Raw genomic sequence first — 12188 nt, 5'->3', positions numbered from 1 at the left:
TGGTCTTGAAAGTCGTTCAGTTAGACCGGTTGCGTGCGATCTTCTCAGTGCCGCTGTCTCGGATCAACACGTTGGTCAAAGGCCAACAGGTTCAGGTTTACGTTTCCGGCAAACAAACGCCGGTCGACGCCACGATCGAAATCATCTCCCCGGTCGCGGACGCCGAAAGTGGTTCCGTACGCGTCACGCTCCGCATCGAAAACCCCAAGGGCGATCTACTCAGCGGAGTGATTTGCCGATGGGATCTCGGAGGATCGTTCCGTGATTGATCCCAACCCCGTTCAACCGTCGACACCGATCCCGGTGCTCCCCACGCCCCTGTCCGCGTCACCTGAATTGACGCCCGATTTAGAAGCCGAGGGGGCGGTGGATTGCGCGATCGATGCGGCGATGGAGGCTCTGGCCGAGGCAACGTCAGACACAAACGAAAACGTGTCGGATAGCGTCCCAATCGCACCAATCGCCCCGAGCAAACCGAGCGATACCGAGAACGCGCTCTTGGCAGCCGCTATCGAACTGCAATCGCAACTCGACCAATCTGACACGATCGAAGACGCATCGCGCGCTCTCGTCCATCGCCTCGCCGAAATTCTCGACGCAGACGAAGTCACGGTTTGTTGGCGAGATTCACCCGACGCCTCCATGAGGTGCCTCGCCACAGCATCTGCAGATAGAACATCTCTGACAAAGTCCAGCGAGCCGATGAGGGTCGCCGCCGCGGAAGAATTGGCGATCCACGGGCGTACCAAGCACTGGCCCCTCGAGGATTCCGCCGACGCCTCCGAACGTGGCGGCATGATGGCAATCGATCAATACGTCAACGAAAGTTCCGCTCAATGTTTCGTTGGCATTTGCCTAATCAATGACACCGATGAAGTCTGCGGTGTCCTGATGACGCTCAACTGTCGCCAACCGGCTGCGGCCTATTTCCTCGATGCCCTGTCGAGCCCACTTTCGAGCAAACTGCTCTCGATCCGCCGACACCAAGGCGGCCGACTGCAATCGACACTTCGTTCACTCATCCGAATGTCACCATCGGGGTCACGCATCGTGTTTTGTGCCGCCATCGCAGTGACCTTGCTGATGTTCGCGCCGGCGACTTACACCATTGACGCGAAACTCGAGTTGCAACCGGTCCAACGTCGATTCGTCGCGGCGGCGTTCGATGGTCCTCTGCAAACCTGTTACGTTCGACCGGGCGACCTGGTTGCCGAAGGGGAACTTTTGGCTGAAATCGACCCGCGCGAGTTGCAATATGAACTCGCGGGAATCGAATCGCAACTCGAACAGGCGATGCAAACGCGAAAGGGTCACGTCGCCCAGCACGATTTCGGTTCCGTACAGATCGCGCAATTGGAATCGGAACGGCTCACCGCCAAGGCAGAACTGCTCGCCCACCGCCGTGACCATTTGGAGATCCGCAGTCCGATCGAGGGCATGATCGTCAGCGGCGATTGGCGGAGTCGCGAAGGCACGCCGCTGTCGCGTGGCGAGACACTCTTTGAAGTCGCGCCGCTCGCCGAAATGAACGTCGAAATTTGGATCCCCGAATCGGAGGTCACGCATGTTCGCGAAGGCATGCCGGTTCGGTTCTACACCAACGCTGCTCCTGAAAAAACCTTCATCGGGAAAATCACAACGGTTCACCCGAAAGCCGAACTGCAGGAGCACGACAACGTGTTCATCGCGGAAGTTCGCGTTCCCAACGAATCGGGGTGGTTGCAACCAGGCATGCGTGGGCGGGCAACGATCTACGGAGAAACGCATCCGATCGGTTGGAATCTGCTGCATCGTCCCTGGTTCGCACTGCGTAATTGGGTGGGAATCTAGCCATGCGTACTGTCTCGTCGTCGATCGTCGAACTCAACCAACAGAAGCTGTGCCTCGCTCCCGACGTTCGGGTTTGGCCGGTTCGCGAGCGCGGCGAAACGGTCTACCGGATTGAAATCGAAGGCCAACATCGTTTCTTTCGCGTCGGCTACCGCGAATCCTATCTGTGTTCCCTTTTGGATGGCAACCCAACGCTCGCCCAAGCCTGCTCGCTCGCGGCGGCGGAACTCGGTCGTGATGCACCAACAGAGAAAGAAACCAGCGAGATCGCGCGTTGGCTGCTAGACAACGAAATTGCTTACCTCGCCGGTGATCGCCCGCCCGTTCGTGATTCCGACGTCGGATCCGCCTCCGCGCGAGCCGACCAACAATCGGCGTGGAAGCTGCTCGGTCGGCTCAACCCGTTCTGGATCAAAGTACCAATTCCCGGTGGCGGTCACGCGGTGAAGGCACTCGCCGGTGCGTTGTCGCCATTGCTGTCCAGGCCAATGGTGTTTGCCGGCGTACTGTTGATGCTGTCTGCATTGGTTGGCGCTCTCACACACCGCGATCTGTTCCTTCGCGAGACCGAAAACATCTTTCACCCAGGCCGTTGGGTTTGGATGCTCGGCATTTGGGTAGCATTAAAAAATCGTCCACGAACTCGGACACGCGATCGCCTGTCATCGTTTCGGCGGCGAAGTCAGCCGGTGCGGGGTCGTCTTCGTTTTGCTCGCGCCACTCGCCTATGTCGACGTATCGAGTTGCTGGCGAATGCCGTCGAAACTGTCGCGCATCGGCGTCTCGGCGGCGGGGATGTTTGTCGAGTGTTGTATTGCCGCGGCGGCGGCGTGGGTCTTCCTGATCGTGGACGATCCGCTCGTGCGCAGCGTCTCGCACAGCGTCGTCCTCACCGCTGGGATCTCGACGCTCCTCTTCAACGCCAACGTGTTGATGAGATTCGACGGCTACTTCATTTTGGCCGACGCCGTCGACATCCCCAACCTCGCATCCGAAGCATCGCAAACGCTCGAGCGTTTCGGCAAACGATGGATCATCGGCGAGTCAGCCCGACACGGTCAACTGTCCGGTTGGCGTGGCATGTTGGTTTCGGTGTACGCCGTCGCCGCGATCGTTTGGCGTTTTGGCGTTTGCGTTTGCCTGGCCATCACCGCGTCGACTCTGTTTGAAGGCGCAGGGATTCTGATTACCGCCGTCGGGATCGCAATGTGGGTCGGTCGTCCGGTCGGACGCATGTTGCAGTACATGGGATTCCTGGCACGACACAACGTCATCGGATTCTATCGAGGTGTGATCATCGGGGGCGGATTGTTGGCAGTCGGGTTAGCGGTCGTGTTCGCTTTCCCGATTCCTTCGCGTGTGCGGGCGCCGGTGATCTCGCGATATGCCGCCACTTCGAGCATCCGATCGCCGGCCAACGGATTCATCGAACGAGTTCACGTGCGCGATGGCCAAACCGTCCAAGAGGGCACGCCGCTGGTAACGATGCGTAACGAAGAACTCCGCTGCCAACTGCGTCAGCTCCAGGCCGAGCACGACCGAGTTGCCGTCGAAAAACGACAGGCCGCCGGTGAACTCAACGAAGGCAAAACCCACGTGCTGCGTCGTCATGCCGAGTCGCTGCAGAAACAGATCGCTCAGATCGAAGACCGCATCGAATCACTCACCATCCGCGCCCCAAACCACGGACGCGTGATCGCACGGCAACTCGACACGATGATTGAAACGTACGTCGAGGAAGGCGACGAGATCATGGTTGTCGCCGACGACACCGACCGTGAATGGATCGCCCTGATCACTCCTCGACACATTGACCGCGTCCGAGCCTGCGTTGGCGAAAACGTCAGGCTGGTGTCGAGCGGTCATCGGAAATTCACTTCCCGGCTGACGCGGATCGAACCGCGAGCCACGGACCGCTTGATCGAACCCGCCCTCGCATCGGTTCATGGGGGCCCGTTGGCGACACGTCAGGATCGCGACGACAGCGACAGCGACCAACTCCGGATGCTGCAACCGCATTTCCACGCTTGGCTTGCCGTCGTCCCCGACGCCTCGGACCTTCCCGTCGGCATGCGGATGTTCGTCGATTGCGGTTATCGATCCCAAACCATCGCCAGCCGCCTACGCGAATGGGTTCGGTCGGTTTACGAAGCACACCAAACCGCCCAACACGCCACGTAGACGACGCGGCATCTTCAGGCGTTGTCAGCGGGCGGAAACGAGTTTGCCCGCGTCACGAAACGCCGGCGATCGTCGCACCGTGGGACAACTCAGGCGGCGGCCTTTTCTTGCATTCGGTCTTGGCGTGCAAGCAGTCGTTTTTGATAGCGGCCCTGAACGACGTCGACCACGATCAGAATCGCCAACACGAAGTAGAACGTACTCTTCGCCATCGCGTGAACTTCATGGCCGAACAGAACCACGTGAGCGAGGTGGCCACCTTCACTGACCAACATCACACCGACGATGAAGAGGATAAACAGCCCCAACACTTCGTACATTCGGTTCTGCTTCAAGAACGTCGCCACACGATCAGCGAGCACGATCATCAACACACCGGAGATAATGATGGCGACCGACATGATCCACAGGTTCTTCGTTAATGCCATCGCACTAAGAATCGAGTCGAACGAGAAAACAAGGTTCATCACCACGATCAACGTGATCGCCTTGCCGACGCTCGATTTTGCCGTGTTCTCACCGTGTTCGAGGTCCGGCTCGGCGAGCAGATGGTAGATCTCCTTCAGTGCCGTCCACAAGATAAACGCTCCCCCGAACAACACGATCAGACTGTGCCCCGAAACCGCCATGTCGACGTAGCCGTTGTGAATCTCAAAGAACGGCTCCTCGAGCATTTTGATCACGTTGACCACGATGAACAACAGAACGATTCGCAGCACGATCGCGAGCCCGATGCCGAACTTGCGAACCATGGATTGCTTGTCTTCCTCGACCCGTTTGCTCTCAATCGAAATGTAAAGCAAATTGTCGAAACCGAGCACGGCTTGCAGGACCACAAGCATCCCGAGCGTGAACAAACCTGAAATCGAAAATAGTTCGGCCATGGCTAGGTAATCGGATAGATGAGGGGAGCGGATCGATGACGAGCGTGCGAAAAAATGCCGCGTCGTTTGTACCTAGATATCCGCTCCAGCGAAACACCCAGTCTCACCGAGCCAGCGAGTATTCATAAACCAGCTCACACCCCCGCGGTAGATCCGGTTGAAGATCCAAAGCACGTTCACGCGGGCGACACACACCCAGCCAACACGTAGGCTCCGATAGACGGAACTTCAGCGACGCTCTCCGCGGCAGCCTGCGTCGATGCGATTGCCGCTACGAAGTCTGCTGTCCGGCGTAGCGTAATCCTCGAATGATGGCGTCGCGAACGTCCGCGGTCGATGCCCGACGGGCGACCTCCAAATTCTCCTTCCATTCCGGACGGAGTCGTCGATCGAACAACGTCATGCCGCGGGTCAGGGTCCCTTTCACCTCGACGTCACCGGCCATCTCTTCCCACTGGAACAGTTCCGGTTCGAGCAACGACACCAACGTCACCGCATCCTGCAACGGCATCACTTCGCGGCCGAGTTTCTGATGCGAGACTCGGAACTTGTACGGCAGGATCTTGTGCAACAATTCGCCCGCACGAGAATTCTCGCTGGGCAGTTTTTCCATCAAATCCAACCCGAACGTGATCGAATCGGTCACGTCAAGCGGCACCATGCTCTTCGTCGTCGGCGACGCAAACACTTCCTGCGCGCTGAGCGGATCGAAGAAGAAATTCATTTCCGCAACCGCGGTCGCGTTCCCGCTGTGAGCCACCGTTCCACCGCTGATCACGACTTTATCGATCATCGGGATCAACATCGGATCGCGGCGCAGCATCCGGGCCAAGTTCGAATGCGGTCCGAGACAAACAATCGTCACGTCACCCGGATAGCGGCGAATCAGATCCGCCATCACTTTGTCACTCGGATGATCGTTTTGCCGCGTCGCCGATGGGAAACCGCAACCGGCGAGCCCGTCCGGACCGTTGAGGTGAATGTCATCAACCACCGGAGCATCCTGCGGCGCGACCGCCGTACCGATCCTCGGGTAGCGGGCCGGATCGAGTTTGCTGATGATAGCGGACGTATTCGTATTCGCTTGCGCCGCATCCACCGTCCCGGCCGTTGCCGTTACCGCGAGGACGTCGAGTCGTGGATCGAACAAAGCCATCGTAATGGCGACCGCGTCGTCGATCCCGGGATCACAGTCGAGTATGATTTTTCGTGACATTCTTCTAGTTTAAGAACTCCTCTCGCCACAAAGAAGAGGGGGACTTTCAACGCAGTGCCCTCGGCACCCGCCCCATCTCCGGCCCCATGCCATCTTCGGGACCCCACACCGAGGATCCCCCTCACGCAACGATATTATTGAACATGAGCAATGACTTCCCCACCGCGATCGCGACCGTCCGGTCCGGTGTCGATCTCACCGCAGAACAAACCGGCGAACTCATCGATGCCATGTTGCGCGGCGATGCACCGGAATCGAGCGTGGGGGAATTGTTGCTGGCACTTCGCGAAAAAGGCGAAGCCGTCAGTGAACTCGTCGGTGCGGCCACCGCGATGCGAAAACACATGACACGCATCGATCACAATCGCGATATCCTGCTGGACACCTGCGGCACCGGAGGCAGCGGTTCGGGAACGTTCAATATCTCGACCGCGGTCGCAATCCTGGCCGCCGCCTGCGGGGTCGCCGTCGCCAAACACGGAAACCGCCGCGCGACCAGCCGGACCGGTTCGGCCGACGTGCTCGAACACCTCGGCGTGAAGATTGAATCCGACGCCGATGAGGTCGCTCGGTGCCTGAACGAAATCGGTGTCTGTTTCTGTTTCGCCGCGAAACTGCATCCAGCAATGCGACACGTCGTTGCGATCCGTCGCAGCCTCGGCGTTCCGACCCTGTTCAATTTGCTCGGCCCGTTATGCAACCCCGCCGGCGCGACTCACCAATTGCTCGGAACCGCATCCCCACAAAACCAAGCCAAAATCGCGGCGGCATTGAGCGAATTGGAAACGCAACGCAGCTTTGTGATTCACGCCGAAGACGGTCAAGACGAAGTCTCGCTCGACGCCGGAACACACTGCATCGAAGTCAACCGAGCCGAGCGGAAGAGCCATTTCTGGACGCCGGAAGACTTCGGCATGGTTCCCGCCCACGCCGATTCACTCGTTGTGGCAGATCCGGCCGAGAGTGCCGACGTGATCCGGGACGTCTTCGCCGGCAAACTCGGACCGCAGCGCGACACCGTCGTCGCGGGTTGTGCGGCGGCACTGATGCTCGTCGGCCGCACCGACAAACTCCGAGACGCCGCCGCGATCGCTGCCCAAGCCATCGACGACGGAGCAGCAACCGAAAAACTCCAGCAACTTTGCAACTGACGGCTTCGTAACGGACGGCTTGGCAACAGACAGCTTGGCAACGGACAGCCTGCAACAGCCTGAGCCGCTTACGCTCCTTCCACGCGATCGCGAAACTCGCGAAAATCATCGAGCGTGTCGATCCCGCGAGCCGCCGGGAGCACCGAAGCGACCACGATCTGTTTGCCAGCCTCAATCGCCCGCAACTGCTCGAGCTTCTCGACCTGTTCCAATTTTCCAGGCGGCTGCGTGGCGAACCACAGCAAAAAATCGCGGCGGTACGCGTACAGCCCGAGATGATGCCAAAAAATCGTCGGCTCCGCCCCGAGCAACGTTTCCGCTCCCCCGTCACGAACATGGGGAACCACCGAGCGACTGAAATAGATCGCTCGCTGGGCATCTCCCATTACGATTTTGACGCAGCCGGGATCCTCCAGGGCGGACATCGAAGCGATCGGACAGGCCGCCGTGGCGATGTCGGCATCGGGCCGCTGCTGCAGTAATTCGGCGACCGCATCGATCGCGGTTGGGTCAATCTCCGGCTCATCGCCCTGGACGTTCACAAAGATATCCACGTCCTCGTGCAGCAGAGCGATTTCCGCGATCCGATCAGTGCCGCTTTGACAATTCACGTCCGTCAACCGAGCCTCGCCGCCAAAGCCGTCCACTTCTTTCACAATCCGTGGATCATCCGCGGCCACGATAATCTGATCCGCCACGCTCGCTCGTTTCGCGGCCTCATAAGTGTGCTGCAAAACCGATTTACCGGCCGCTCGCAGCAGCAGCTTCTCGCTCAACCGACTCGACGCCAAACGGGCGGGAATCACAATCATAGTCTTCATCAGGCAGCCTCTTCACGCGGGTGTCGTCAATCCTTGGCACCCCTCGGCGACGGAACATGAGGTCCCGAGGAGATGAGACACCCGTTGTACCAAAAGTGAATTTGATTCCGATGCCCAGTCGCGGTCGCGCCCAATCGCAAGCACCTTTCGACGCTGCCGCGCTTTTTTGGTATCGAAACTCGCCAAGAGTTTCGGCGGCCCATGATTTTCGGAATCTTGTGAATCGACGAAAGTCTTGGCGACTTTCGCTACGGCCTGAACTCCAAGTCCTACGTGCAACGGTCTGCGATCCCGATCGGGAAACCGATGGATTGCGAGTCCAGCAACGGGAATCGAAAACACACCACCCAAGGCCATCCCAGCGAAGGAGAAAACCGCTGCCCCGCATTGCACCGCCTTAACCCAACCGCTCGGGCGAACAAACCACCACTGCACGGAAAACACAAACTTTACGCAGACGTGCACATTTACTAGGCACCCGCGATCCGGCCGCCTCCCGGCAGTCCATTGTGCGAGAAAACGTGGCGTTTTCCAATCTCTCCGCCACCGCCCGCGATTTTCAAGGCGTCCAAATTAGGCGTACCCACGTGAGGGGCTCAAAACTCGCTGCTCGAAAAGTGAGCGATACAGCGAAACGGCCTCCTTAGGAACCGGCTCAGCGATGGTTTTCCAACCCGACGTGCCCAATCCGGATGCTCGCCACGCCAACTTTCTAGGCTCGCATGCCCACACGATTAGCAACACGGGTGCTCCCCAAGAGACTTGAATCTACCTTCACATTTTTCTCACATTCGCAAACCACTAAGCGACAACAACTTACGAAACCATTTGTCATATTCAGTCACGTTTTGGCCCCCATCCTGCATAACGGTCACGTCAACGCAAATTGCTAGCGTTTTGATCAACCTGACACTCACGAGCGATTACGGATGGCCCGGGCAGGAGTTGGACGGTCGGTTGAACCGCGATGTGCAGCAAAATTGCACGTTTTGATCGGCAGAAGTGTTGAAAGGTCGACGCATTGATAGCGAGACCGCACCGCTGCCAACTGATAAACCGTCTTTGAGAAGGAAAGACTAAATGATTCGAAGTTTGAAAAGCCCAATCGGGCAAACACCAGGATTTCGCTGGACGAACTTTCGTTCGTCTTGGCTGATGATGATCATCATTGTGGGGATGATAGGGATCGGCACATCACTCGCGTCTGTCGCTTCGGCTCAGGAAGAAGCCGCTGCAGTCACGGAAGTCGCAGAAGTTGCAGACGCGGGTGATGATGCTGATTTAGGCGTTGGTTACGCTCTCGACAACGCCGTGTTGTTCATCTGTGCCGTCCTGGTGCTCTTTATGCAAGCCGGATTCGCGATGGTCGAAGTCGGCCTGAACTCGGCGAAAAACACCGTTAACATTCTCGCCAAGAACGTCATGGACCTCTCGGTCGGTGCGTTGCTGTTCTTCTTTGTCGGATTCGGAATCATGTATCCGACGTCCTACATGAGCGAAGCAGACGCGGAAACCGTCAGCAAAGTGTTCGCTTTCGGTGGATCGGGCATCTACACCAGTGACGACCCCGGTCGTACGTTCTCGCCGCAAGCCGATTGGTTCTTCCAAGCCGTCTTCGCCGCTACCGCCGCAACCATCGTTTCGGGTGCTGTTGCCGGCCGTATGAAGTTCACCGCGTACCTCGTCTACAGTGCAATTCTTACCGGTTTGATCTACCCGATCAGCGGTTACTGGAAGTGGGGAGGTGGATTCCTCGCCGATATGGGCTTCCAAGACTTTGCGGGTTCGGCAGTGGTTCACGCAGTCGGTGGTTTCGCCGGCTTGGCGGGAGCTATCTTCCTCGGCCCTAGGCTCGGTCGCTTCACCGCCGACGGAAAATCGGTACCACTTCCTGGTCACAACGTTGCTTTCGCTGCCCTGGGTGTGTTCATCCTGTGGGTGGGTTGGTACGGATTTAACCCTGGTAGCCAACTCGCGTTCCAAGGCACTGGCGATATCGACGCAACCGTCTTGATCGCTGTGAACACCACACTGGCCGCTGCCGCCGGTGCATTCATCGCAACCTTCGTCGGCTGGGGCCTGTTCGGCAAACCCGACTTGACCATGAGCCTTAACGGTGCACTTGGCGGCCTCGTCGGTATCACCGCTTGCTGCGACGCGTTCAGCAACACGATGTCGATCGTCGTCGGTGGCATCGCTGGTGTCCTCGTCGTCCTCAGCATCATCGCCTTGGACAAACTGAAGATCGACGATCCCGTCGGTGCCTTCCCTGTCCACGGCGTCTGCGGTGTCTGGGGTTGCATGACCATGGGTATCTTCCCGAACACTCACTTCCCAACGGCTTTCGAAGGCTTCGTGACACAAGGGATCGGTACTGTTTCGATCTGTGCTTGGGCATTCGTGACCATGTCGGTTGTCTTCGGTGTGCTCAAAGCAATCGGTCACCTCCGAGTTACCCCAGAAGAAGAGCAAGCCGGATTGGATATCAGCGAGCACGGCATGCACGCTTACCCATCCGACGCGATCACAGGTGGTGCTATCACCTGATCCAGTTGATCTACCCACCGCAGCTTCGTCGCCGGATGTCCGTTACACGTCCGGCGGCGCAGCAGCCTGCGGTACATTGATCTTCTCGGCTCTTGCCTGGGCCAGAAGAAGGCCCCAATGGCCCGTGACGAGTGTCCGCCTCACTCGTTGCGGGTCGGGGTTTTTTTGCGTTATGGGCAGCACTCCCTCATCTTCGCCCCAGCCGCCAGATCGGCTATTCTCGGCGAACGATCTCGTCGAGTTGTTTTTTCACACCGCCCCGGCTGCGTCGCGACGACCTCCTCGGCACCCCCAAAGCATCTCGGTATACCCAAAACGCGGGATGAGATCCTCAGGCGGAAGATAATGAACGGGAAATTTGACCTACGATGAAACTCATCATTGCCATCATCCAACCCTCGCGGCTCGACGCTGTCAAAGAAGCCCTCACGCGAGTGGAAGTCCACCGGCTGACGGTGGTCGACTGCCAAGGCTTCGGTCGACAACGAGGCCAGACCGGAGGCATGCGTGGCCGCGACTACGGCGTGAACCTGCTGCGAAAGGTTCAGTTGCAAATCGGCGTTAACGAAGAATTCGTGCAGCCGACGATCGATGCTATCCTCGAAGGAGGACGCAGCAGCGATCAAGGCGAATTCGGCGACGGCAAAATCTTCGTGCTCCCGATGGACGACTGCGTCCGGATCCGCACCGGAGAACGAGGCAGCGACGCGATCTAGCGTCCAGTCAGCCAGTCGGTTGCCCCGTCACGTTCATTCCTCCGCGCGTGCCTGCATACAAACACCAATGAAGTGTGGCGTTTGACACGCGAAGGAAGTCGCTCATTTTGAACGTCGAAAACGCATTCCACGTTCGCCTCCCAAGTGACAAGTCAACGCATCCTCTTTGGCGTCTGCGGGTGCGTTGAAGGAGAAAACGCTGAGGCGTCGGGCCCCCCCCAAACTTATTCGACTCGTTCATAGTGCCCTATTTTGGACACAGGCGTCGATCGTCGAAGTGAGCCAAATTGGCGACTTTTCCGGGCAGAGTCGGTCGCTCCGCTCCTCGGTTGGTTACTGACATCTAGAATTCACATCAAAACAATGGCGCGCTCCCTTTGACGATGTGATCACTTCGTGTCTTCATCTTTTCTCAACCGAAACCTAAAACAAACACACCTGTACACCGATAGCATTCCAGCTCTTTTTGGATCAACCACTCGCCACTGGAGCTATGAATGTTACCTTTCGTTCGCCCCCGACTCTCCCGTCACGCTTGCATGTTTGTGGGCTTACAACTTTTCGCGTGCCTTCTCCCGACGATATCCGCCGCCGAAACGATCACGGGAACAATCGACTATGAGTCACTCTTTATTTCTGTCTTTAATCCAGGTACCGGAAACGGTATTTCCATCTCGTCCAACGATGACATTCACGTTGGCAACAGCGTTGTCGCAAGCGGAACCTCTCACTCTGACTCCGGGTCACAAGACATCGATCTGAACGGTGACTCCGTCAACGACGTTCGAGTCAACATGTCGTATTCGTTACAGAAATCGGGAGACTCACGTATCGGAATTCGA

11 protein-coding genes are annotated in these 12188 nt (G+C 58.0%); 7 read left to right on the top strand and 4 right to left on the bottom strand.

Annotated elements, in window-relative coordinates; all coding sequences use genetic code 11:
* On the top strand, positions 1–269 hold a 269-nt coding region (locus RSSM_RS13030), incomplete at its 5' end, for an HlyD family efflux transporter periplasmic adaptor subunit (RefSeq protein WP_144059777.1).
* Entirely contained in the window at positions 262–1830 is a 1569-nt protein-coding gene (locus tag RSSM_RS13025) for an efflux RND transporter periplasmic adaptor subunit (protein ID WP_008679231.1), read from the top strand. The genes RSSM_RS13030 and RSSM_RS13025, both read left to right, overlap by 8 nt.
* A 281-nt stretch (positions 1831–2111) precedes the next feature.
* Here the strand turns inward: RSSM_RS13025 and RSSM_RS32455 are convergent, their stop codons facing one another.
* A complete protein-coding gene (locus tag RSSM_RS32455) occupies positions 2112–2414 on the bottom strand; it encodes a hypothetical protein (protein WP_052336042.1) in 303 nt (100 codons plus the stop codon).
* Between the two features lie 169 nt (positions 2415–2583).
* Here RSSM_RS32455 and RSSM_RS13020 point away from each other — a divergent pair, with 169 nt between their 5' ends.
* Positions 2584–4011: an efflux RND transporter periplasmic adaptor subunit gene (locus RSSM_RS13020; protein WP_052336041.1), complete on the top strand. Its 1428-nt coding sequence runs from the start codon at positions 2584–2586 to the stop codon at positions 4009–4011.
* Between the two features lie 89 nt (positions 4012–4100).
* Here RSSM_RS13020 and RSSM_RS13015 read toward each other — a convergent pair whose 3' ends face one another.
* Together RSSM_RS13015 and RSSM_RS13010 are read right to left on the bottom strand one after the other, a co-directional pair.
* The gene (locus RSSM_RS13015) at positions 4101–4895 is read right to left on the bottom strand and encodes a TerC family protein (RefSeq protein WP_008679225.1); all 795 of its coding nucleotides are present in this window, start codon (positions 4893–4895) and stop codon (positions 4101–4103) included.
* A gap of 271 nt (positions 4896–5166) precedes the next feature.
* Positions 5167–6111 (bottom strand): nucleoside hydrolase, encoded by a 945-nt coding sequence (locus RSSM_RS13010; protein ID WP_008679223.1) that lies wholly within the window; start codon positions 6109–6111, stop codon positions 5167–5169.
* Between the two features lie 143 nt (positions 6112–6254).
* Here RSSM_RS13010 and trpD point away from each other — a divergent pair, with 143 nt between their 5' ends.
* Positions 6255–7262, top strand: coding sequence for an anthranilate phosphoribosyltransferase (gene trpD, locus RSSM_RS13005; RefSeq protein WP_008679221.1), 1008 nt, complete (start codon positions 6255–6257; stop codon positions 7260–7262).
* Between the two features lie 68 nt (positions 7263–7330).
* On the opposite strand, the gene kdsB is transcribed toward trpD, so the two are convergent.
* Positions 7331–8083, bottom strand: coding sequence for a 3-deoxy-manno-octulosonate cytidylyltransferase (gene kdsB / locus RSSM_RS13000; RefSeq protein WP_044302458.1), 753 nt, complete (start codon positions 8081–8083; stop codon positions 7331–7333).
* A gap of 1176 nt (positions 8084–9259) precedes the next feature.
* Here kdsB and RSSM_RS12990 point away from each other — a divergent pair.
* The 3 genes from RSSM_RS12990 to RSSM_RS34735 form a co-directional block, all read left to right on the top strand.
* Entirely contained in the window at positions 9260–10630 is a 1371-nt protein-coding gene (locus tag RSSM_RS12990; RefSeq protein WP_044302459.1) for an ammonium transporter, read from the top strand.
* A gap of 368 nt (positions 10631–10998) precedes the next feature.
* Positions 10999–11346, top strand: coding sequence for a P-II family nitrogen regulator (locus tag RSSM_RS12985; RefSeq protein WP_008679211.1), 348 nt, complete (start codon positions 10999–11001; stop codon positions 11344–11346).
* A gap of 497 nt (positions 11347–11843) precedes the next feature.
* The coding region (locus tag RSSM_RS34735) for a hypothetical protein (protein ID WP_236621123.1) at positions 11844–12188 on the top strand (345 nt) is incomplete at its 3' end.

This window comes from Aporhodopirellula sallentina SM41, from assembly GCF_000346505.1.
GTDB lineage: Bacteria > Planctomycetota > Planctomycetia > Pirellulales > Pirellulaceae > Rhodopirellula > Rhodopirellula sallentina.
The sequence above is the reverse complement of the archived record's forward strand: the minus strand, read 5'-3'. Positions and strand labels throughout refer to the sequence as shown.